Annotated in this window: 22 protein-coding genes; 5 read left to right on the forward strand and 17 right to left on the reverse strand. The window is 68.7% G+C overall.

The annotated features are described in order from the left end of the window. Positions 1–131 precede the first annotated feature (131 nt). From GF068_RS22985 to GF068_RS22995, 3 genes are read right to left on the reverse strand one after another with little or no spacing between them, the layout of a single operon-like run. Positions 132–1178 carry a beta propeller repeat protein gene (locus GF068_RS22985; RefSeq protein ID WP_153821575.1) on the reverse strand — a complete coding sequence of 349 codons (1047 nt, stop codon included), beginning with the start codon at positions 1176–1178 and terminating at the stop codon, positions 132–134. Beyond that, complete coding sequence (locus tag GF068_RS22990) at positions 1175–1840, reverse strand: hypothetical protein (RefSeq protein ID WP_153821576.1); 666 nt, start codon at positions 1838–1840, stop codon at positions 1175–1177. Before GF068_RS22990 ends, GF068_RS22985 begins: the two co-directional genes overlap by 4 nt. A gap of 2 nt (positions 1841–1842) precedes the next feature. After that, on the reverse strand, positions 1843–2919 hold the full coding sequence (locus GF068_RS22995) for a hypothetical protein (protein WP_206079523.1): 1077 nt from the start codon (positions 2917–2919) through the stop codon (positions 1843–1845). 177 nt (positions 2920–3096) lie between these two features. Here GF068_RS22995 and GF068_RS23000 point away from each other — a divergent pair, with 177 nt between their 5' ends. Then, a complete protein-coding gene (locus GF068_RS23000) occupies positions 3097–3321 on the forward strand; it encodes a hypothetical protein (RefSeq protein WP_153821577.1) in 225 nt (74 codons plus the stop codon). Between the two features lie 72 nt (positions 3322–3393). On the opposite strand, the gene GF068_RS23005 is transcribed toward GF068_RS23000, so the two are convergent. Beyond that, positions 3394–4695: a citrate synthase gene (locus GF068_RS23005; protein ID WP_338046522.1), complete on the reverse strand. Its 1302-nt coding sequence runs from the start codon at positions 4693–4695 to the stop codon at positions 3394–3396. Positions 4696–4931: 236 nt separating this feature from the next. Between GF068_RS23005 and GF068_RS23010 the strand changes: the two genes are divergently transcribed. Further along, positions 4932–5570: a hypothetical protein gene (locus GF068_RS23010; RefSeq protein WP_153821578.1), complete on the forward strand. Its 639-nt coding sequence runs from the start codon at positions 4932–4934 to the stop codon at positions 5568–5570. A 118-nt stretch (positions 5571–5688) separates the two neighbouring features. Here the strand turns inward: GF068_RS23010 and GF068_RS23015 are convergent, their stop codons facing one another. From GF068_RS23015 to GF068_RS23030, 4 genes are all read right to left on the reverse strand, one after another. Then, positions 5689–6024: an HU family DNA-binding protein gene (locus tag GF068_RS23015; RefSeq protein WP_153821579.1), complete on the reverse strand. Its 336-nt coding sequence runs from the start codon at positions 6022–6024 to the stop codon at positions 5689–5691. Between the two features lie 416 nt (positions 6025–6440). Further along, positions 6441–7451: an NAD(+)/NADH kinase gene (locus GF068_RS23020; protein ID WP_153821580.1), complete on the reverse strand. Its 1011-nt coding sequence runs from the start codon at positions 7449–7451 to the stop codon at positions 6441–6443. After that, the gene (locus GF068_RS23025) at positions 7448–8113 is read right to left on the reverse strand and encodes an NUDIX hydrolase (protein ID WP_153821581.1); all 666 of its coding nucleotides are present in this window, start codon (positions 8111–8113) and stop codon (positions 7448–7450) included. Before GF068_RS23025 ends, GF068_RS23020 begins: the two co-directional genes overlap by 4 nt. A gap of 74 nt (positions 8114–8187) precedes the next feature. Beyond that, positions 8188–8991 (reverse strand): hypothetical protein, encoded by an 804-nt coding sequence (locus GF068_RS23030; protein WP_153821582.1) that lies wholly within the window; start codon positions 8989–8991, stop codon positions 8188–8190. Between the two features lie 41 nt (positions 8992–9032). Here GF068_RS23030 and GF068_RS23035 point away from each other — a divergent pair, with 41 nt between their 5' ends. Then, complete coding sequence (locus GF068_RS23035) at positions 9033–11207, forward strand: cyclic nucleotide-binding domain-containing protein (RefSeq protein WP_153821583.1); 2175 nt, start codon at positions 9033–9035, stop codon at positions 11205–11207. Here the strand turns inward: GF068_RS23035 and GF068_RS23040 are convergent. The 6 genes from GF068_RS23040 to GF068_RS23065 all read right to left on the reverse strand — a co-directional run bounded on the left by GF068_RS23040 (position 11204) and on the right by GF068_RS23065 (position 17335). Continuing rightward, on the reverse strand, positions 11204–11842 hold the full coding sequence (locus tag GF068_RS23040; RefSeq protein ID WP_153821584.1) for a Uma2 family endonuclease: 639 nt from the start codon (positions 11840–11842) through the stop codon (positions 11204–11206). The genes GF068_RS23035 and GF068_RS23040 overlap by 4 nt on opposite strands. A gap of 477 nt (positions 11843–12319) precedes the next feature. Next, positions 12320–12958, reverse strand: coding sequence for a hypothetical protein (locus GF068_RS23045; RefSeq protein WP_153821585.1), 639 nt, complete (start codon positions 12956–12958; stop codon positions 12320–12322). Next, positions 12951–13493 carry a hypothetical protein gene (locus GF068_RS23050; RefSeq protein WP_153821586.1) on the reverse strand — a complete coding sequence of 181 codons (543 nt, stop codon included), beginning with the start codon at positions 13491–13493 and terminating at the stop codon, positions 12951–12953. Before GF068_RS23050 ends, GF068_RS23045 begins: the two co-directional genes overlap by 8 nt. A 44-nt stretch (positions 13494–13537) precedes the next feature. Beyond that, positions 13538–14737 (reverse strand): hypothetical protein, encoded by a 1200-nt coding sequence (locus tag GF068_RS23055; protein ID WP_153821587.1) that lies wholly within the window; start codon positions 14735–14737, stop codon positions 13538–13540. Between the two features lie 5 nt (positions 14738–14742). After that, the gene (locus GF068_RS23060) at positions 14743–15132 is read right to left on the reverse strand and encodes a hypothetical protein (protein ID WP_153821588.1); all 390 of its coding nucleotides are present in this window, start codon (positions 15130–15132) and stop codon (positions 14743–14745) included. Positions 15133–15172: 40 nt separating this feature from the next. Next, entirely contained in the window at positions 15173–17335 is a 2163-nt protein-coding gene (locus tag GF068_RS23065; RefSeq protein WP_153821589.1) for a sensor domain-containing diguanylate cyclase, read from the reverse strand. A gap of 125 nt (positions 17336–17460) precedes the next feature. Here GF068_RS23065 and GF068_RS23070 point away from each other — a divergent pair, with 125 nt between their 5' ends. Then, entirely contained in the window at positions 17461–18609 is a 1149-nt protein-coding gene (locus tag GF068_RS23070; protein ID WP_338046523.1) for a sensor histidine kinase, read from the forward strand. Here the strand turns inward: GF068_RS23070 and GF068_RS23075 are convergent. From GF068_RS23075 to GF068_RS23085, 3 genes are read right to left on the reverse strand one after another with little or no spacing between them, the layout of a single operon-like run. Beyond that, positions 18602–19369 (reverse strand): SirB1 family protein, encoded by a 768-nt coding sequence (locus GF068_RS23075; protein WP_240807220.1) that lies wholly within the window; start codon positions 19367–19369, stop codon positions 18602–18604. The two genes, GF068_RS23070 and GF068_RS23075, sit on opposite strands and share 8 nt — an antisense overlap. Before the next feature lie 36 nt (positions 19370–19405). Further along, a complete protein-coding gene (locus tag GF068_RS23080; protein ID WP_338046524.1) occupies positions 19406–20212 on the reverse strand; it encodes a polysaccharide deacetylase family protein in 807 nt (268 codons plus the stop codon). Positions 20213–20217: 5 nt separating this feature from the next. Next, on the reverse strand, positions 20218–20760 hold the full coding sequence (locus tag GF068_RS23085; RefSeq protein WP_153821590.1) for a hypothetical protein: 543 nt from the start codon (positions 20758–20760) through the stop codon (positions 20218–20220). Between the two features lie 51 nt (positions 20761–20811). Here GF068_RS23085 and GF068_RS23090 point away from each other — a divergent pair, with 51 nt between their 5' ends. Beyond that, a complete protein-coding gene (locus GF068_RS23090) occupies positions 20812–22281 on the forward strand; it encodes an MBOAT family O-acyltransferase (protein WP_338046525.1) in 1470 nt (489 codons plus the stop codon). Positions 22282–22283 lie beyond the last annotated feature (2 nt).

The following is a 22283-nucleotide window of genomic DNA, read 5'->3' on the forward strand; positions in this document are numbered from 1 at the left end:
AGGCGACCACCCGCGAGGGTACGTCCTGCGTTCGACGATCCGCCGAGGATTTCGAAACCCACGAGCGACACCGTTCACGTCGCCTCGGGCGGTATTGTCATACCGGTGACCTCTCGGGCGACCAGATGCGTCTAGGGTGTAACTTCGCTCGCAACCCTGCCGAGGCCGTACCGCGCCACGACGCCCTCCCGCGCCGCCCCGGGCATGCTGCCCGTCACGAAGTTCCCGCCGCCGGCCCAGTACGTGCCCGTGCCGTCGGCCCAGGCGGCGTGGAGATCGGCGTACGGGGGCAGGTCGAACTCGTCGACCCACCTGCCCGCGTCGAGGCGCTGCTTCGAGCCGCCGAAGCCCACGACCACGACCTGCCCGGGCCCGCCGCAGGACACGCCGTTGGCGCCGTTCGTGAGCGCGACGTCGAGCTTCTGCCAGGAGGCGCCGTCCGAGCGCAGGACGTCGAACCCGCCGACGGCGTAGACCTCGTCCGGGCCGCAGCCGGCCACCGTGAAGAGCGTGCCGCTCGCCAGCGGTGGGTCCGATTCGAGGGCCCAGTCCGCGCCTTTCTTGTGCCAGATCGTACCAAACTCGCCGACCACGTAGAGGTCGTCGGAGCTCGTGCCCCAGACCTTGTAGAGCGCGCGTCCGAGGGGGGCGCCGGGCAAGGTCACGGGGGTCCAGGTCTCTCCGTCCCAGCGGAGCACGACGTCGTTCGGGGCGCCCGTGCCGCCCTCGGGGGTGCCGCCGACGGCCCAGGCGTCGGCCTCGCCGGCCGCCCAGACGCCCCAGAGCGTCGCCGTGGTGCCGGAGACATGCTCGGTGAAGGTCGCGCCGTCCCAGTGGGTGATGCGGCCCTGCTCGCCGACCATCCAGACGTCGTCGGGGCCGGAGCCGGAGACCCACCAGTAGGTCTCGTCGCCGCCGGGGTGGAGCTCCCTCCAGGTCTCGCCGTCGAAGTGGACCACGAGCGTCTCGAGGCCGTTGCCGAGCGGGCCGCCGACCGCGAAGACGTCCTTCGGGCCGCTGCCCCAGACGCTGAGCACCGCGCGGTCGAGGTCGCCCCCGTCGAGCACGACCTGCCAGCCGGCCTGCTCCGGGGGCGGCGGAGGCGGCTCGGGCGGATCGGAGCAGCCGAAGAGCAGCGCCACGAGCGGGAGCACGAGCGCGAGGCGAAGGCACGTCATGGCATCTCTCCCGAGGCGTCCGGATCGGCGTCCGCGCCGGCGTCGAGCGTCGGATCACACTGCATGCCGAGCACGTAGTCGCCGGCGCACATGCAGAGGCACTCGGCCTCGCGCCCCGGCTCGTCGCAGCGCGGGTGCACGGTCATGACCTTCGTGACCTTCTTGCCGTCACGATCGGTGAGCGAGACCGTGAGCTCGTAGGGTTTGTCGAAGATGTCGTCGCTCGCCCACTGGTTCGGGCAGGCGGGGATGTTCGAGAACGTGGAGATGTCCGTCGGCGCGCTCCGCCCGTGGTCGTCCTCGGTGGGCTCGAGGTTGATGATGCGGTTGTCCAAACGAACTTGCTTCGTCACCGGGTCGCGCAGGGCGCCGGCGATACGCACGGCGCAGGGGTCGACGTTCGTGGCGCGTACGCCGGCGAAGACGACGCGGCCGCCCTGCGGCGGGAAGATCAGCGAGACGCTGCCGCCGTCGCTGACGGCGTGGAGCTCGCCCTCGGGGCCGAGCGCGATCACCTCGAGGATCGGCTCGGCCGAAGGATCCCCGAGATAAGCGAGCTTGCAGCCCCCGATCGGGCCGGCGTCGATCTCCGGCGGCGGGGAAGGGGAGCTGCAAGCCGCGCTCGAGAGCGCGAGCGCGAGGGCGAGCCAGCGTTTGTCCACGGCTAGAAGCAGTTGATGTCGTCGGCTTTGGGGTAGTAGTAGACGAAGATGTTGCAGTGCTCGTTGGCCTCGACGATCGGGCCGAACGTGTAGCAACAGTCGTCCGCGCCCTCCTTGTCGAGCGAGTTCAAGCCGTCGCAGCCGAGCGACTGCTCGGGCATGTTCCACTGGTACGAGCAGGTGTAGAACACGCCGCCGCCCGTCGGGATCTCGCGGTCGAGCTCGGGCGACGTGAGCATCGGCGGCTCGTCCCAGGTCTGCGACGAGTAGAAGCGCTGGTCGATCGGCGGCTCCTCGATGCTCGTGCCGTCCCACGCGAACATGTCGAACTGCTTGCCGCGGCTGTGGAAGTGGCCGTTCGCGCCGATGATGCGGACGGGCTTCTGGCTGTTGAACTGGCAGGTGCCGCTGTACGAGGGCGTCGGGTTCGAGGCGCAGACGCGCACCGATTGTTTGGTCGCGAAGAGCGTGCCGAGCTGCGCGGTGACCTTCTCCTTCGGGATCGTCCAGAAGTTCACGTTCACCTTGCCCTCGCCCGAGGGCGTGCCCTGGGTCTGCGCGTTGACGTAGTGCGTCTGGAGCATGAGCCACTCGTCCGGCATGAACTCGTTGGCCACGCCTTCGGGGAAGCTCCAGTCGAGCTGGCCGTCGACCTGCGAGTTCGCGACGAGCGGCCAGTCGGCCCAGTTCGAGCTCTTGAAGCACTCGCCGACGTTGTCCGTGCCCTCCTGGACGGCGCCGTTCGCGGGGTCGAGGCCGGTGATCGTGCGGACGCGGAAGACGTTCATGTGGTGCGAGCCGTCGCGCTGGGCGATCTGCACGCGGTTGACATAGACGGGGCTGTTCGGGTCGAGGCCGTTCGCAGCCGCGAGGTCACGGACCTTGAAGAAGTAACAGTCCTGCTTCTCGACGCCCGCCGGGACCTCGAAGAGGTCGGTCTCGATCTGGAAGCCCTGACCCGTCGGCGGTGGGTCGAGTTGTGCCTGGTCGGGTCCGGGTGTCACGGGGTTCGGGTCCCCGGAGCAAGCGAAGAGGGGGGCGGCGAGCGAAAGGACGATGAGAGATCGAAGCGCAGACATGGCGATTCCTCCCCGGGGGTTCGAGAAAAGGGGCCTCTGACGACGGTACACGAAAGCAAGTCGTCGGCCATCCAGGCGCGGCTGCCCGGGCGCGACTTCCTTTCCGGGGAGGGGGCGCGCGAGGAGGCGCGCGAGGGGCGCCTTGCTGCTATGGTCGCGGCACGGGAGGTTTCGTCGATGGCTGGCAACAAGCAGTGCGGAGAGCACACCGAGCTCGCGTCGAACAGCGCCGTGCGCGTCACGCGATGCACGTGCGGCACGGTCCACGTCACCATGTTTCAGAACGGGGTGACGGTGCGCATGTCGCCCGACGCCCTCCGCAACGCATGGGCGGGGTTCAAGGCCGCGATCGATCGGATGGACGAGCCCGTGCCGAGCTTCGGCAGCTCGATCATCAACTGAGCATCAACTGAGGCTGGAGGGAGGCGCGGGGGGAGGGGGGAGCGAGCCCTCCCCCCCGCAGGCGCGCGTGTTCTAGCTGCGCTCTTCGAGCGAGATGTAGTTGGTCTCGGTCGCGCCGGTGTAGATCTGACGAGGGCGGCCGATCTTCGTCGACGCGTTCTCGTTTTGCTCTTTCCAGTGCGCGATCCAGCCGGGCAGGCGGCCGAGCGCGAACATGACGGTGAACATGTTCGTGGGGAAGCCGAGGGCCCGGTAGATGATGCCGCTGTAGAAGTCGACGTTCGGATAGAGCCTGCGCTCCACGAAGTACGGGTCGCTGAGCGCGGCCTCTTCGAGCTTGCGCGCGATGTCGAGCAGCGGGTCCTTGATGCCGAGCTTGGAGAGGACCTTGTCCGCCGCGACCTTGATGAGCTTCGCGCGCGGGTCGTAGTTCTTGTACACGCGGTGACCGAAGCCCATGAGCTTGAAGCCCGAGCTCTTGTCCTTCGCGAGCTTGACGAACTTCGAGACGTCGCCGCCGTCCTTGCGGATCTCGTCGAGCATCTCGACGACCTCCTGGTTGGCGCCGCCGTGGAGCGGGCCCCAGAGGGCGCAGATGCCCGCCGCGATCGAGGCGAAGAGGTTCGCCTTCGCGCTGCCCACGAGCCGCACGGTCGACGTCGAGCAGTTCTGCTCGTGATCGGCGTGCAGGATGAGCAGGAGGTTCAGCACCTTCACGATGTCCTCGTCGATCTCGTACGGCTCCGCCGGGACCGAGAACATCATGTTGAGGAAGTTGGCGCAGTACGAGAGCGAGTTCTGCGGGTAGACGAAGGGCTGGCCGATCGACTTCTTGTACGAGAAGGCCGCGATCGTGCGGACCTTCGAGAGAAGGCGCGCGATGGTGATGTCGACCATCTCGCGGTTGTCGGCGTCCATCGCCTCGGGATAGAAGCTCGAGAGCGAACACACCATCGACGACAGGATCGCCATCGGGTGCGCCGTCGAGGGGTACCCCTCGTAGAAGTGCTTCATGTCCTCGTGGATCAACGAGTGCCGCGTGAGCAGCGTCGAGAACCGCGCGAGCTCCGTGCGGCTCGGGAGGTGGCCGTAGATCAAGAGGTAGGCGACCTCCACGAACGTGGACTTCTCACCGAGCTGCTCGATCGGGATGCCCCGATACCGCAGGATGCCCTGCTCCCCGTCGATGAAGCAGATCGAGCTCGACGTGGACGCCGTGTTCACGAACGCCGGGTCGAGCACCACGTGGCCGGTCTTTGCGCGGAGCGTCGAGATGTCGATGCCCTTCTCGTTCTCCGTCCCGGTCACGATCGGAAGCTCGATCGTCTGCTCCTGTCCATCTTTCTTCAGCGTGAGCTTGGCCGATTCCTGCACGCGTCCTCCTTTCACCACACCCGCCGCAGCGGCGGCATAAGTACCACGGCTCCCCTACACAAGCCGAGCGGAACCACACGGCACCCCTTCACTTCTGCACAAACCTCGCCGGGATGCCGGAAATCACAGGGTTTTGTTCATGGTCGTGTTGGTCCGGCCACGATCGAGGGACGATCACGAGGGTCGCTCGGGGCAAACCACGCGGCAACACGGAGAAACTTTGGTAGGAGACGAGGATGGCCGCGCTCGAGCCGATGATCCGGGGCAAGCTCGCCTCGCACCCCGATGCGCCCGCGTTCGCCGCCGAGGTCCTGCGGGTCCATCGGCGTTACGCGACGGAGATCGTACAAGCGCACGCGCTCTGCCCGTTCGTCCGTGATGTGGACGTGGCGTTCGGGAAGTTCTGCGTGATGCTCGACCACGAGCCCGACCTCGACGCGACGCGTGAAGCCGTGATCGACGCGAAGAGCAACGTGTTGCACGTGGTCTTCCCGCTCGCGCTGCCGCCGTCGAACGTGTTCGAACGTTTCGCCTCGACGCTGCTCGCGCGACTGCAAGGCGCCTTCGCAGAGGCGCCGGTGATGGCCGCGTTCCACCCCGAGCTCGTCGGGGATCGCGACGCAGCGCATCGTCTCGTGGGGCTGCTTCGACGCGCGCCCGATCCGTTCGTGCAGTTCATCCCGGCCGGCGTGCACGAGGGCGGCACGGTGTTCGCGAGCTCGGTCGAGGAGTTCGAGGCGAGCGCCGTCGACAGGTCGGAGCTGAACTTCCAGAAGCTGCGCGGCGAGCCGATCGAGGCGCTGCTCACGCGAGCGCAGGAGATCCGCGCCGACAGGGATCGGGCGTATGCGCGGTTCGCTGATTTGCGGGGTTGAGCGATTCCCTCACCCCCCAGCACAAAAGAAGAAACGGGTCGCGCGCCGGCTTCGTGTTGCGAAGACCGGCGTTCCGCGACCCGTTGCCCCGCCCTGCTACGAGGGGCGGGAAGAAGGCTCAGCCCATCGCGTCCTTGACCGCCTTGATCGGGCGGGCACGCACGGTCTTGCTCGCCGGCTTGGCCGCGAACGTCATCGGCTGCTTCGTGAAGGGGTTGATGCCCTCACGCGCCTTCGTGGCCGGCTTCTTCACGACGCGGAACTTGGCGAAGCCGGGCACGGTGAAGATGCCAGCCTTCTTGAGCTCGCGGTGGCCGATCTGCGCGAGGTTGTCGAGGACGAGCTTGACCTGCTTGCGCGTGATCTCGCCCCCAGCCTCCTCCGCAATCGCGTTGAGAAGCGCGCTCTTGCTGATCGAGGCCGCCTTCTTCGTCTCCGTCTTCTTGCCAGCCATGATGTGTTTCCTCCGAGGTAAATGCCCCTCTCGCGGCCCAAACAACCACAAGGGACGCGCTAGGTCGAGCGGGAAATCGTCGTTCGGAGCGACAAAAACAGGCCATTCGGCGCCGCCTCCGCCCGAGGTCGCGGCAGAGCGGCCCCTCCGAGCCGCGCCCGAGGTGGCCCAAAGAGCCGTGATTTTCAGGCAAAACGCGCGATCTTCCGGGAGAACCACGGCGACGCGGGGCGGAGGATCGCGGCGCGGTGGGAGGTCCGCGCACCGCGGATCCCTCGGATCCCGAAGGGTCCGCGCAGATCCGGGTTCGGAGAGGTGAGCGCGCGGGGCGCGCCGGTCCGAGGCGAATTTTTCACGGGACAGCCGAGAGACAGGCCCTCCGAGAGGAGAGAGCGCGCGGACGAACCCCCGCGAGGTCAGCGCGACGCGCGGCTCGACGCGGCCGCCTGAGGCTCGTCGTGCTCGACGCCCCAGCGCCGCGTGGGCGCGATGCCGAGCACGGTGAGGGCCTCGCTCGCCTGCGTGAACTCGAGCAGATCACCGACGCTGATGTCGATCGTGCGGTTCGGCCCGTCGATGAAGAGCTTCGCGTCCGTCATCTTGCTGCGCACGACGAGCGGCGTGCCCGGGGAGATCAGCGCGTGGCGCAGCCGATACCGCTCGCCGTGCGGCGTGTAGGGCTCGCGGACGACGAGCTGCAATTGTTTTGACTTCAAAGGAATCACGCGGCCGCCGGCGGAGCGCTGCGCGGCGGTGGAGCCGGCGGCGGGGCCGATCCAGAAGCCGCTCGACTTCTGCTCCTCCTCGACGTCGCCGAGCCGCATGATGTAACGCGAGGTGGCGGCCGGCGAGACGTGGCAGAAGAGCGCGTCGTTGAGCACGCGGGCCGCGACGACGCGGCCGTTCACCGAGACCTGCATGCGCGTGAGCACGGCGCGGCGCAGCTCGCCGCGGAGCGCGCGGCCGATGGCGAGCGCGGCCTCGCCGCGGCGCGCGCCGCAGAAGAAGCCGACCGAGTACTCGGGCGCGCTGTTGATGCCGAGGATGGGGACCTCGGCGACGGAGTGCGAGGCGCTGAGGAGCGTGCCGTCGCCGCCGACGGTGATGACGAGGTCGAGGCCGCGCGCGTCGAAGGCCTCACCGACGCTGCCCTCGAACGCGACGTCGACGCCGAGCACGGCGAGCGCGGCCTTGACCTCGCGCACGGTGGCCTCGTGCTCCTCGTGCGCGGCGCGCAGGTGCGCGACGGTGGGGTCGTCGGCGGCGAGCAGGCGCTGGATGCGGCCGTTCTTGCGCTCCTCGACCTGCACGCGGTAGGCCGAGCGCTTGACGACGAGCGCGACCTTGAGCTTCGGCGCGCCCGGGGCCGCGAGGCCGTTCGTGGTCCCGGGCGCCTTCGCGCGTCGCGCGTTCGAGGCGCGCTTCATGTCGAGAGCTCCGCGAGGCGGCGGAGCGCGAGCTCGGTCTTCTCGTCCTCGAGCAGGCCTTGCCGCGCGAGCGCGAGCGCCTCGTCGAGGGGGAGCGCGGCGATGGTCGCCTTGCGCTCGAGCACCGAGCCGTCCTCGGTCGGCGTGACGCGCCGCGAAGGATCGACGACCACGTGGAAGAAGAAGTGCCGCTCGCCGACCATGCCGGGGGCCGGGAACGACGAGGGGCCGAGCGGCAGGAGCGAGCGCGGATCGACCTCGAAGCCGAGCTCTTCGTGGAGCTCGCGCGTGGCGCAAAGCAGGAGGCCCTCGGGGCTCTGCTCGTCGACCTCGACGAGGCCCGCGGGCAGCTCCCAGAGGTTGCCGAGGTCGTCCCGCTCGGGGATCGGCGAGGTGTTGCGATTGCGGAGCGCGACGGGGGGACGCACGCAGGAGCGGAGGTAGACGTTGCGGACGCCTCTCTCGTCGCGGAAGTGCGCGGCGATGACCACGGCGTCGAGGCGATCCCGCAGGACGATATCGTAGGAGAAGGGCTCGCTCCGCTCGCCGTCGGGGAACGAGGCGCGGAGCATGACGCGCTGGACGCGCAGGAAGGCGGGCGAGCTCGGCTCTGCGTCCTGTTCCTGCGCGAGCAGGATGCGGGGCTTCTGGGGCAGCGGCATCGCCGAGGCCCCGAGCATACGCCGAAACGGCCGGGGCGTTACAGGACTTTTCCGGCCCAGAGCGTGGCGTCGGATCAGTCTTGCAGGCAGGCGTTGAGCTCTTGCCCGCAGCCCTGCTGCACGCAGCCGAAGCAGGCCTGCGAGGGTTGTCCGCCCTGGCAGAGCCCGGAGCACTCGTTCACGCAGCTCTGCTGGCAAGTGCAGTTGAAGAGCGCGCCGAGCAGCGCGGCCGAGCCGTCGCACGGCGTGTTCATGCCGCCCTGGAGGATCTCCGAGCACGTGCTGCACGCGCCGCCGCCGCCGCCCGTGCCGCTCGCGCTCGAGCTCGTCGTGGACGAAGACGAGCTCGACCCGCCGCCCGCGCCGTCGCAGAAGCTGCCGCACTGCGCGCTGCACGAGGCGCAGGTGCAATCGTAGACGGGCTCGGCCTGCGGGTACTGGGTCAGGCAATCGTCGACGCAGAGCGAATCGGCGCAGTTCTGCGCGCAGCCGAGGAAGCCCTGACACGCCTGGCCGCAGGCGAAGATCTCGGCCTGGCAGTTGCCGAACGAGCATTGCCCGCAGGCCTCGGGATCGAAGCCGCCGCCTTGTCCGCCCTGTCCTCCCGTCCCCGCGCTGCTCGAGCTCGGTCCCGTGCCCGTGACGGCGCTGCTCGAGCTCGCGGCGCCGCCTTGTCCTCCTTGCGCGCCGACGCCGCCTTGTCCTCCCGCGCCGCCGACGCCGCCGACGCCGCCCTGCCCGCCGGCGCCGCCCACGCTGCTGCCGGTCGTCCCGCCGCTCGCGAAGAGCGAGTCCACCTGCACGTCGGCGCCACACGCGGCGACCGAGCCGAGCCCGAGCAAGAGCGACAAAAGTCCAAGAGGAAGAGATTTCCGCATGAAAGCACCTCGCGCGCGCATGGTACCTCTCCCTGCGCCGCATGTCGCCGTCCACGCTGCTCTACCCGCCCCAGCCCGTCCCGCCCGCGAGCATCGACAAACTGATCGCCACGAGCTCCGTCTGCGCGTCGATCGGCCCGAGGCTCGCGCCGTACCTCGAGCACGTCGTGCTCCCCGCGAAGACGGTCGTGGTGCGCGAGGGTGAGGTCGGTCGGGAGATGTATTTCCTCGTGGAAGGCGAGGCGCACCTCCGGCGCGCGAACGTGGACCTCGGCCGCATCGGGCCGGGCGCGCACTTCGGCGAGCTCGCGCTCATCGCGGGGCGGCTGCGGACGTCGAGCGTGGTCGCGACGGAGGCGCTCACGCTCGCGCGGCTCTCGCGCGAGCAGTACGAGCGCATGTCGAAAGAAGACCCGGAGCTCGCGCTCTGCCTGACGCACGCGCTCGTGGTGTCGCTCGGCGAGGAGCTCACCGAGATGACGGAGAACGTCGGAGCGCTCCTGCACGAGCGCTCCTTGCCGCGGCGCGTGTTCCTCGACGTCACGGTGAACCGCGCGTGGATGCGGGTGCGGACGGGGACCGCGCTCGGCGAGCTCTTGCCGCGTGACGTCGACGGCGATCCGGTCGTGGCGGCGCTCGTGAACAACAAGGCCGTCTCGCTCGCGATGCCGATCACCTCGGACGCGCACGTCGAGCCGCTCTGCGCGTCGCACTGGGAGGGCAAGCGGGTCTATCGAGCGAGCCTCGGGCTGCTCTTGCTCGCGGCGTCGCGTCGCGTCGATCCGGATGTGTTCGTGCGGCTCGGGCCCGGGGCGGGTTTTGGTCAGCCGATCGAGCTGCTCCGGCCCGGCGCGCTCTCGCTCGTGTCGTGGGCCGAGCGCGTGACGGGGATGATGCGCGAGCTCATCGCGGAGGACGCGCCGTTCCAGCAGGAGCTCTGGACGGTGGACGAGGCGCGGAGCCACTTCGCGGAGGGAGGCGCGCGGGACCTGCTCGCGCTTCTCCGGACGTGGCGGACGGGGCACGTGCAGCTCGTGTGCGCGGGAGGCGAGGCGGTGCTGTCGATGACGCCGATGCTGCCGAGCGCCGGGCACCTCCCGCCCTTCCCGTTCCGGATCGAGGTGGACGGCGCGGCGGTGATGTTGCGGTACGGAGACGAGTCACGCGTGGCGCCGGAGGGCGGCGCGGCGCCGTCGTCGTCGCGGCTGCCCGAGGACATCCAGCCGTCGTCGGCGCGGCTCGGGGTGCGGCAGGACGAGCCCTGGTTGACGACGCTGGGCATCACGAGCGTGGGCGCGTTCAACGAGGCGTGCGTGCGGGGCAAGACGCCGGAGATCATCCGGGTGAGCGAGGGTCAACACGAGAAGCGGATCAGCCGCATCGCCGACGCGATCGCCGGACGCGGTACGGTGCGCGTGATCTGCGTGGCGGGGCCGTCGTCGTCGGGCAAGACGACGTTCCTGTCGCGGCTGACGGTGCAGCTCCTCGTGAACGGGATCCACCCGGTGGGTTTGTCGCTGGACGACTACTACGTGGACCGCGAGAAGACGGTGCGCGACGCGCGGGGCGAGTACGACTACGAGGCGCTGGAGGCGATCGACCTCGGCGCTTTGCGGGGCCACCTCGCGCGCATCTTCGCGGGCGAGGCGGTGAAGACGGCGCGTTACGACTTCTTGACGGGCAAGAGCCACCCCGAGGGTGGGCGCGAGGTGACGCTGCGGAGCTCGGACGTGCTCCTGATCGAGGGCATCCACGGGTTGAACCCGAGGCTCCTCGACGGGATCCTCCCGCGGGACAAGGTCTTCCGCATCTTCATCCAGCCGATGACGGCGCTGCCGTTCGACCGGGTGAACCGCATCAACGTGTCCGACGTGCGTCTGCTCCGGCGCATCGTGCGTGACCGGCACGGGCGCGGGACGAACGCGGCGGCGAACATCCAGCGCTGGCCGTCGGTGCGCGCGGGCGAGCGGAGCAACATCTTCCCGTTCCTCGCGCAGGCGGACGCGATCTTCGACTCGTCGCTGGTCTACGAGCTCGGGGTGATCAAGGTGTTCGCGGACCGTTACCTGCTCGAGGTGCCGCAAGAGCACCCGGCGTTCGTGACGGCGTACCGCTTGCGGCAGCTCATCGACAAGGTGGTGACGATCTATCCGGACCACGTCCCGCCGACGTCGATCCTGCGGGAGTTCATCGGGGGCAGCGGGTTCGAGTACTAGAGCGCGTCGGGATCGACGCCGAGGGCGCGGAGTTTGTCGGCGAGGCGCGCTGCGAGCTCTCGACCCGTCGGGACGAGGGCGCCTTCCTTGGTGAAGAATCGAAGCTTGCCCTGGTGCACGCCGAGGAAGAGGCCGAGCTGCGCGCTCCACAGGCGTCCGGAGGCGTCGGGCGCGAGTGGTGTGTACCGGCCGTCGACGAGGTGGAAGCCCGAGAACTCCTTCGTCTCCGGGTCGAACCAGAAGTACTCGGGCGTGCGGAAGACGTCCTGGTAAATGCGCTTCTTCGTTCCTCGATCGAACGCGGCCGTGCTCGGCGCGAGGACCTCGACGATCACGTTCGGGTACTTCCCGCCCTCGCGCGAGATGTTCCAGGACTTGCGTGGTCCACGTTGGGCGCCGAGGACGACGAAGAAGTCGGGAGCGCCCAACGTCTCGCCCGTGCGCTCGAGGGTGCTGAACTCGATCGTCAGGTTGCCGGCCGCGAAGATGTCCGTCCGGTCCTTCCAGTGGAGTTCGAAGGTCTCCAGGAGGAGCATGAGCTGCGCGGCATGCAGGGGGGATTCGAAGCCAAGCGCTTGGCTATAGAGGTCGTCTGGCGGGAGATCGTCCGGACACTCGGGCTCCAGGGACGTCATGCGAAAGACCCTGCATGACGATTTCCGCCGTAGCAAGCGGGCGCGATCGAGGGGGCCACGTGGCTCAGCGCCGCTGAACCCGTTCGTGCCGCACCACCACCCCCGGCGCGCGTCAACGGTCGCTCCTCGTCGTCGGGAGCGCCCCCTGACGGGCGTCGAGCATCGCTCCTCGTCGTGAGGAGCGCCCCCTGACGGGCGTCAACCATTGCTCCTCGTCGTGAGGAGCGCCCCCTGACGGGCGTCGAGCATTGCTCCTCGTCGTGAGGAGCGCCCCCTGACGGGCGTCGAGCATCGCTCCTCGTCGTGAGGAGCGCCCCCGGACGGGCGTCAACGGTCGCTCCTCGCCGTGAGGCGCGCCTCCTGACGGGCGTCGACGGCCGTTCTTCTGCTTTGCTGCCTAGTTTTGTGAGAGTGTACACACGCCGGGAGGGGCGGGGGCGGCGGGTGGGGTGGTGAAAATGGCGTCGCGGCGACGTCTCACCGCGCCGGGGGAGCGGCTTCGGAAGGGGAGAGCAGCCCGAGGGTGTCCTTGAACCAGCTCACCTCGAAGAGCGTCGGCGCCCGGGCAGCCTTGCGCTCGGCCGTGGGGCGCACGCCGTCGATGAGGAGCGCGAGGAGCTCGGCCGGCCTCATCAGGGGCGCGGGGACGAGGATGTCGTCCGAGCCCGGGTGCAGATGGCAGCGCAGCTCGCGCTCTTCGTTTCTGTGCGCCGGCAGGTTGAGATCGAAACGGAGGAAGGGCGCGCCCATGCCTGGCGGGAGACGGAGCTCGAAGTCGTAAGCGAGGAGCTCGAGCGCGCCCTTCCCTTTGCGCACGGTGATCGTGAAGTCGAACCACGCGCCGTCGCTCCGCTCGATGTGCGGGAGCGCGCGGTCGCGGCACTGGTTCTTCTCGCTGCCGAGGACGATGCACGAGGCCCCCTGGTGGAGGCCTTCCTTTTCGAGGTGCTTGCGAACGTGCCGTGGAGGCTCGTCGAGGAGAAGCACGTGCTTGTTGATGTCCGCCGGAGAGGTCCTGATCTTCCTGGCGTTCGAGGCCTGGATCAGCATCGTGCGAAGGCTCCGCCGGAGCGTGATGGCGTCCGTGTGCTCGCCGATGAGGATGACCTCAGCCATCGAGGAGATCTCCGCGGCCGAGCAAGACGAGCCACTCCGCGTATTCGGGGTCGCGCGGCAACGTTCCCTGCTCCGCGGCCCGGACGACCTCGTCGTCGCCTTTCCCGGCCCAAGCCCGGAGCGCTTCGAGGCGCTGGGATCTCTGCTCCTCGATATGCGCGGCTTCGTTCTCATGGGAGAAGACGAAGCCGCCGAGCCAGCTCGCGAGGTTGGGCGCGGTTTGCATGAGCTTCGCGAAGCTCTCGGGGGTGGTGACGAAGATCATCACGCCGTCACGACCGAGCGAGGAGCGGCGGATGTCGAGGAGCTTCCAGTCTCGTTCGTCGTAGGTGCTCGCGTCGATGAGGAGCACTTCGTCGGTGATGGAGGTGATGTCGTGGAGCAGGTCTGCCGCGCTCGAAGGGGCGATGGTTCCGAGCGACAGGCAGTCGCCGAGGGCTTGGATTTCCGCACCAAGATCCTCGACGACCGACGCGCCTTTTCCGGACCCGACCAGGTACGTAAAGTATGCCGACGCGCCACGGCTAGCGAGCACTCGTAGCGCGAGTTCCGCCGTGCCGATTGGCTTCGGCGTGTCGTTCACGCGGCGTCTCCGGCGCGCTCTTGCAGGAAGGGGACGATGGTCGGGTGGACGGCATACCGTGGCCGACCGTTGATGCGGTACTCGAGGACGCGCCGGGTCATGAGCAGTGCGAGTTCGTCCTCCGACGTATGCACGAAATTCCCCGTTTGGTGTACACGCTGGAGTACTTCGAGGTCCGCTGGCCGGAGACCTTGCATGTGCTTGCGGCCGAATGCGTCGATGGCCGTATCGGCTTCCCACAGGCCGAGTACGTTCGCACCATTCAGATATGCTTCCAGGCATGCAGATTGTGCGAGCGCGAGAAGATCTCGCAACACACCACCAGAGTTGCGAACTAGCGCTTCGAGCCCCTGCTGATCCATCGCATCGCTCGGAATCCGTTTCTGTAGGACGGTGATGAGAAGCTCTTTCGCTGATGTTCCCGAGCTAGGGTCGATCCAGGGCTGGTAATGAAAGTTGTTGAAGCGCTGTTCTAGAGTGCGAGCCATACCGTATAGGGCTCGAAGGGGACCGATGAGCACAACGCCGAGACCAAGCGATTGAAGCGCATTGATGTCGTGGTCTACGATTTGTTCAAGCGCGGCCATATCAGCCAGCCGATCGAGCCCGTCAAGCAGCACGATTGCGTGCATCCATTTGGCGCGAATCAAATTGAGGAGCAACGCAATCGGCGTTAGGATCTCCTGAACCTTTTCTTCTTCTGGTGGGACGAGGATTCCAGGTACAAATCCCAGATCCTCAGGCGTGGGATCGTATATCTCAATCCGTTCGTAATATCCATGAGCGATGTCACGCAGCCGCTTGAGCGCTCGGCCTGCCGCTTGTGCGTTGGAGGCGTCGTTCGTCTGGACCCATGCGCTGAGTGCTAGCCCAACCTGTACAGCGACCGCCCCGGGAACCATCTTGGTGATGTCGTGCCCCTTGCTCACGTCGACATAAAAGGCGCGCGTATCCGGTATCTGGTCGAGACGGCTTTGCGCCCTGAGCAACTCGGTCGTCTTGCCCGAGCCCACGCCCCCGATCAGCAGGTGCGTCGAAGTCGGCGCGAGCGCCAGCTCCGCGACGAGCCGCGCGCTCACCGATCCTGTTCGCTCAACATAGCTGCCATCACTCAGCGCCCGTGCCGGATTCCCCGCTGGGTCCAGCTTCGCTCGCAACGCGCGGAAGCGCTCCAGTCGATCGACAGCCTGCTCCACCACGTCTACTTCGGCCCCTCGTCGTCCGTCATGATCCGAAACCCCGGATCCTCCTCCGTCGGCCCCTTCGGCTTTTGCCCCGGCGGGTACCTCGGCGCTTCGCGGTCGTCGTCTTTGCGCTCGTCCTCCGGGGACGGCTTCTTCTCTTTGTCCTTGTCCTTCGTCCCGAACAGCATCTCCGTCCCCAGCCGGCTCACCACGTTGTTCGCGGCGCGGTAGATCTCGCGGCCCGCGACCTCGACCTGCTTGCCCACGTCGCTCCGGTCGAGCTCCTTCTTGATCCCGCTCGCCGCCGCCGTGGCCGCGCGGAACAGATGACCGAGCCCTTGCACCAGGTGCGTCTTCGCCCGCTCGGCTTGCTCGTTGCGGTCGTCCCGATCGTCGCTTCCGCTCATACCCAGAGTGTAGGGGTCGCGTCAGCGCGCTCGCAAGCCATCACGCCGCGTGTTGCGCTTTCGACCCCGCCGCCCGCGGCAAGGACGCGTGCGCCGTGGAGCGGTTGCGCCCGCCGCGCTTCGAGGCGTAGAGGGCCTCGTCCGCGGCCTTGAACAGGTCTTCCCAGGTCTCGCCCGACTCGCCGAAGCTCGCCACGCCGATCGAGCAGGTCACCCGGATCGTGACGGGCTGGCCGTCCGGGCCGGGCTTCGGCGCGTGGAAGATCGTCTTGCCGAGCTCCTCACGCACCCGCTCGGCCAGGAGCATCGCCCCGCGCGCGTCCGTCTCCTCGCAGATCACCACGAACTCCTCGCCGCCGAAGCGCGCGATCGCGTCCGTCGCGCGGCGTTCGCGACGCAGCACCTCGCCGAGGCCCTTGATGATCACGTCGCCCGCGTCGTGACCGTAGGTGTCGTTCACCTTCTTGAAGTGGTCGATGTCCGTCACGAGCACGCTGAGCTTGCGGCCGAAGCGCTTGGCCGCCTTGATCTTCTGGTCGGCGATCTCCAGCATCGCGCGCTTGTTGTAGAGGCCCGTCATGCCGTCGAGCGTGGCCATCTCCTCGAGCCTGCGCATCATGCGCGCGTTCGCGAGCGAGACGGCGACGTGGCTCGTGAGCACCTCGAGCGTGCTGCGCGCGGCGTCGCCGAACGCGGCCCGGCGGCGCGAGCCGAGCACGAGCGTGCCGAGGGGCTTGTCGTGCACGAGCATCGGCAGGACGATCATCGACGGCATGCTCGGGGGCGCGAGCTTCTTCGTGAAGACGATCTGGCGCTTCTCGTCGTACTCGCCGCGGTAGGGCAAGGGGTGCTTGTTCTCGAGCGCCATCGAGACGAGGCCCGCGTTTTTCTTGTACTGCTGGCCGACGAGGTTCGCCTCGTCGCCGCCGCTGACGGCGCGGATCTCGTGCGCCTTCTGCGCCTCGTCGTAGAGCGTGACCGCAGCGAAGTCGACGCTCGTGATCTCGCGCGCCGTGCGCAGGCCGGCCTCGACCACCTCGGCCTCGGTCGTCGCGGCGTTGAGGCTCTCGACCGCGCGGTAGAGCCGGCCCTGCTCGACCTTGGCGCGCTCGAGCTGCACGAAGACACGCTCGTTCTGGATGGCGCGCACCGCGTAGCGGCAGGCCTCCTCGGCGAGCTCCTGTTCTTTGAGGCCAAACGGCTCGTCCGTGAGGCGATCGAGGACGAGGACGCCGCGGATGGCGCCGTGTTCGAAGACCGGCAGCGCGAGCGCGGCGCGCACGGGGCAGGGGCCCGTGTAGTAGGGCAGCTTGTGGCGCGGCTCGAGGCCGCGGAGCGCGACGGCCTCGCGCTGGGTGATGGCCGCGCCGAAGATGCCGTCACCCGCGAGGAAGGGGCCCTCGGCGACGTTCGGGTCGTCGGTCGAGAGCTCGCTGATGCGCAGGTGCGTGCCGGCGTCGTTTTGCCAGAGCAGGACGGCCGTGTGCAGGTTCATCGCCTGCCGGAGCAAGCGGAGCGCGAAGAGCACCGACTGGTGGATCTCCTCCACGCCCGAGCGCACGAGCCGCTCCTCGTCGTTCCCGCGTGACGCGCTGCGCGCGCCAGCCGGCGCGCCGAGCAGCCGGTAGCTGCGGGCGTCGTCGCGCAGCTTCTCCACTTCGGCCTGGATGCGCTCCTTCAGCGCGCTGCGAGCGCGGGCGATCTCGGCGCGGAGCAGGAGCGCGTTGAACGAGGCGAACACGATCATGAAGGCGCCGGAGTAGATGAGCCGCTCGTAGCTCGACGAGGCCATCGCCCAGCGCCGCACGGAGGCGTCGAGGCCGAGCGCGAAGGCGAGGACGAGGACCGTCGCGACAGGGCGCGCGAAGGCGCTGACGAGGCCGACGCAGACGTAGACGAGCGGGTAGAGGCGCCCGTCGAGCGCGCCGTCGCTGCGGGTCACGATCGCGTACACGAGCACGGTGAGGAGCGCGCCGACCTCGAGGTCGAGCCGGAGCGTGCCCTCGATCGCCCGACCACGCTTCGACGCGCGCGCGGCGAGCAAGCCGAGGAGCAGCGCCGACGCGGGCGCTTCGAGCAAGAGCGGGAGCGGGCTCGCCGTGGACGCGACCACGACCGCGCCGAGCGCGATCGCGGCGAGGAGCGGCAAAGCGGCGCGGCCAAGGCGACGGAGCTTGAGCACGAGGACCACGAGCGGAGCCATCTGGGTGCCAGCGGTCCCGTAGCAGAGGCTGTCAGGGCGGGCCTAGTTTTGGGAGAACTCGGGGGTTTGGGGGCGCAGCTCGCCCGCGAGCGAAGCCCCCAAGCGTCGACTGCTACTCTGCCCCTGTGCGTCCTGGGATACGGCTTCAGCTCCTCCTCGCGCTCGGCACCCTGCTCGTCCTCGCCTTCCTGCCGCTCTTCTTCGCCGTCGTGAGCCTGCACCGGGCCAGCATGGCCGGCGTCATCCCGACCGCGCCCCTCGTCCGGCTGCTCGCCCTCTACATGGGCATCTTCGCCCTCGCGTTGCTCGTCTTCATGTACCTCGCGATGACGCGGCTCGTGGTCGATCCGATCGAGCGACTCTCGCGCGCCGCGGGCCGCGTGGCCGAAGGCGCGCGGAGCCTGGAGCTGCCTCGGACGGGCGCGCGTGAGCTCGCCGAGCTCGCGGGCAGCGTCGCGCGGATGACCGAGCGCCTGCGCGCCGACGAGGAGAGCCTGCGCGTGAAGATCGACGAGGCCACGCGGTACGCGAAGGAGCTCGAGCGCGCGCAGGAGCGGCTCGTGCGGTCCGAGCGCCTCGCCTCCGTGGGGCGCCTCGCGGCCGGGCTCGCGCACGAGATCGGCAACCCCATCGCGGCGCTGCTCGGCTTCGAGGAGCTCTTGCTCGCAGGCGGGCTCGACGAGGCCGACCAGCGCGATTTTTTGCAACGCATGAAGCGCGAGACCGAGCGCATCCACCACATCCTGCGAGACCTGCTCGACTTCGCGCGCCCCGCCACGAGCATGCGTGATCCACGCGCCGCCGAGGCCTTCGGCTCGTTCTCGCAAGCGCTCGACGCGGCGCTCGCCCTCGTCAAGCCGCAGAAGGCCCTGCGCGACGTGGCCATCACGCTCGACGTGGAGAAGGACCTGCCGCTCGTCGCGCTCTCCGAAGCGCGGCTCGTGCAGATCCTCCTGAACCTGCTCTTCAACGCGGCCGACGCCGTGCCGAAGCCGGGAGGGCGTATCGAGCTCGTCGCGCGCGCGGCGCCCGAGGGCCTGCGCGTCGAGGTCCGGGACAACGGCCCCGGCGTCGCGTCGCATGTCCGCGATCGCCTCTTCGAACCCTTCACCACGACGAAGGAGGTCGGCAAAGGCACGGGCCTCGGCCTCGCCGTTTGTCGCGGGCTGCTCGAGTCCGTGGGCGGGTCGATCGGCGTCGAGGAGGAGGCCGGCGAGGACGGGGGCGCGTGTTTTTCTTTCACGGTCCCGCTCGCCGCGAAGGACCTCAGTTGAGCGAGCGGTGCGCGCTGGGACGGGCGAGGAGCGCGCGGCTGCCGCCGAGCCGGTCGAGCTCGCGGTGGAGCTCCGGCGACGGGGCGAGCGCGACGAGGTGTTCGAGCACGTTGCGCAGCCGCTCGTCGTCGTTCCGCGACGCGTGGATGCGGTGGAGGTTCGAGAGCATGCGGATCAGGATCTGGCGCTTGCTGCAGGGCTCGAGCAGCCGCGGATCGATCCGCGTCCCCGCGCCCGTCGCCCGCGCGTGCAAGGCTTCGAGCTCCGACGCGCCCAGGATCCGCCCGTGGAACGGGTCGATCACGAGCCGCGAGGTTTGCTTCGGCCGCTCCGCCGCGCCGACCAGGAAATGCCCCGGGAACGAGATGCCCCTCGCGTCGATCCCCGCGCGTGTCGCGACGTCGAGCAGCACGACCGCGAGCGTGATCGGGATGCCCTTCTTCCGGTCGAGCACCTCGTTCAGGTAGCTGTTGCGCGGGTCGTAGTACTCCTCGGCATTGCCGCGGAAGCCCTGCGATCCGTAGAGCCACTCGAGCACCACGCGCACCCGCTCCTCCGTCGTCCCGTGCGGCGCGGTCTGGGCGATCCGCCGCGCGGCGGCGCGGCCGAGGCCCTCGAGCGTGGCGACGTAACGCGCGACGTCGAGCGACGGGTACTCGCTCTCGGCGAAGACGAGCGAGGCTTGCACGAGATCGAGCTCCGATTCGGGCAACGAGACGAGGTGAGCGAAGAGGGTCAGGCTCGGACGAGAAGGCAGCATGACGAATCGCTCTTCGTCGTAGCGCTCTTCGAGGGCCTAGGCCGCTTCTTCCGCGCGTGAACTTTCCACGAAATCCGTGACGACCACGCCGTCGAGGTTCCTCGCTCGCATGGCCTCGAGGATCCGCGGCAACGCGCCGAGGCTCGCCGGCGTGTGGGTCTCGCGCTCGGCGGCGTCGTGCAAGAGCACGATGGCCCCGTCTTCGAGGCCTCGCGCCACACGCGCCGCCACCTTCGCCGGGTCCGCGGTGGCGAGCCCGTCGAGCGCTCGCACCGACCAGCCGACCACCGTCAGCCCGAGCTCGTCCACGACCTTGGCGATGCGCGGGTTCGTGTGCCCGATCGGCGGCCGGAACAGGGTCGTTCGGCGCCCCGTGATTTTTTCCAGCACGACGAGCGAGCGCTCGATGTCCGCGCGAACGGCGGACGTGCCGAGCATGGCGAAGGCGCGCGGGTGCGCGTGGCCGTGGGAGCCGAGCGCGTGACCTCGCGCCACGATCTCGCGCACGAGCTCGGGGTGCGCCTCGGCCTTTTTGCCGATCACGAAAAACGTCGCCTTCACGTTCGCGCGGTCGAGCAGGTCGAGCACCTTCGGCGTGTGCTCGGGGCTCGGCCCGTCGTCGAAGGTCAGGGCCACGCCCCGCGCGTCGTCCGGCCCCTGGCAGACGGCATCGACGAACATGCGGAGGCGCAGGAAGAGCACGCCTGCAAAGACGATCGCCGTGTAGGCGACGAGCATCGAGAGCGTGATCCACGCGGGTACGGGCCCGATCAGGAGCGAACGCGCGACGAGCGCGAGGGCCCCGAACGTCGCCACGTAGAACAGGATCCGCGCGGGCGGCACCGCTTCTACTTCTTCGCCTTCTTCTCGTCCGCCGAGGTGTCGAAGTCCTCGTCGAGCTCGTCCGCCGAGGGCTCGGCGATGCGCTTCTGCGGCCCGGCCTTCGCCGGCTCGGCCTTCGCTTCGTCCTTCGCTTCGCCCTCGGGCTCGGGCGTGTTGTCCGCGTCGTAGAACCCGCCGAGCAGCGCGGCGATCGTGGCGAGCGCGGTGATGGGGAAGTGGCCGAACCGGATCGTCTCGCTCTTCGTCATCACGCCGATGAGGCTCAAAGGCTCGGTCGGCAGGTACATCGTCAGCCACCTGCGCGCGGCGAACATGAGCCCCGCGCCGAGGATCGCGCCGACGACGGCCTTCATCCCGGCCTCGATACGCGCGTCCTTCGCCCAGATGGGTTTGCCCGCGATGAGGCCGATCACGATCCCGGTGATCGAGGCGGCGATGTACGCCAGCCACGCTGGCAGTACCGCGAATCCGAGCTTCACGAGCCCGAACCCGATGAGCCCGCCCACGATGAGGCCTTTGAGGATCCCTACGATCAGGCGCCCGAGCATCACCGTAATCCTTGGCACGGCAGCCCGCGCCGTTCAACATGCGGCCCGCTCGTGAACTTCATCAGCATCGAGTACGCGGTTTTTTTCGCCGTTGCGTTCGTCGGTTGGTGGGGCCTTTCGACCCTCAAGCCGTCGTTCGCCACCGCTTCCGGGCGCCTCCTCGCCTCCTGGCCGCGCATCATCTTCCTCCTCGTGATGAGCTACGGCTTCTACGCCGCCTGGAACTGGCGGTATTTGCCGCTCATCTTCGGCTCGTCCACCGTCGACTTCTTCCTCGCGCGGATCATCGCGAACGAGGCGCGCCCCTCGCGCCGCAAGGCGCTGCTGACGATCACCGTCATCCTCAACCTCGGCTTCCTCGGCTTCTTCAAGTACTGGAACTTCGGCGTCGAGAACGTCGAGCTCTTGCGCGCCTGGATCACGGGCACGACCCCGCAGACGAGCGACGCGCTGCGTGTCCTGCTCCCGCCCGTCGGCATCTCGTTCTTCACCTTCGAGTCGATGAGCTACGTCATCGACGTCTACCGCGGCGATCTGCCGGCGCACCGCAGCTACCTCCGCTACCTGCTCTTCGTCTCGTTTTTCCCGCACCTCGTCGCCGGCCCCATCGTCCGCCCGCGCGACCTCCTGCCGCAGCTCGAGGCCGTGCCGTCGCTGCCGAGCCGCGTGGGCGCCGAGGCCATGTTCCTCATCGCGACGGGGCTCCTGAAGAAGGTCGTCTTCGCCGATCAGCTCGCGATCCACCTCGTTGATCGGGTCTTCGAGCGGCCGGAGAACTACTCCGCGGTCGAGGTGCTCGCGGGCGTCTACGGCTACGCGGTCCAGATCTACTGCGATTTCTCGGGCTACAGCGACATCGCCATCGGCTCGGCGCTCCTGCTCGGCGTGCGCTTCCCGCCGAACTTCGACGCGCCGTACACGTCCTCGAACCTCGCCGAGTTCTGGCGCCGCTGGCACATCTCGCTCTCGACCTGGCTGCGCGACTACCTCTACATCCCGCTCGGCGGCAACCGAGGCTCGAACCTCGCCACCTACCGCAACCTCATGCTCACGATGCTGCTCGGCGGCCTCTGGCACGGCGCGTCGTGGACGTTCGTCTTCTGGGGGTTCCTGCACGGGCTCGGCCTCGCCGTGACGCGCGCCGTCGAGCGCGCCTCGGGCAAGGGCGCGGGCAAGCCGAAGGGCCTCTTGCCGAAGCCGATCGGCGTCGTCCTCACGTTCCACTACGTCTGCCTCGCGTGGATCTTCTTCCGCGCGCCGAGCTTCGACATCGGCGTGCGCGTGCTCCGGCAGATCTCGACGGGGACCACGTTCCACCCGAACCTGCCGCCGATCGTCGCGCTGCTGCTCGCCTTCGGGATCGCCGTGCATCACACGCCCCGGGTGATCTACGATCGGCTGCGCGCCGCCTTCGCGGCCATGCCTGCCGCTGCGCAGGGCGCCATGCTCTTCCTCGTCGCCGTGGTGCTGCACGAGGCCGCGAGTGTGAAGGCCGTGCCGTTCGTGTACTTTCAGTTCTGATC

This window comes from Polyangium spumosum (assembly GCF_009649845.1).
Lineage (GTDB): Bacteria > Myxococcota_A > Polyangia > Polyangiales > Polyangiaceae > Polyangium > Polyangium spumosum.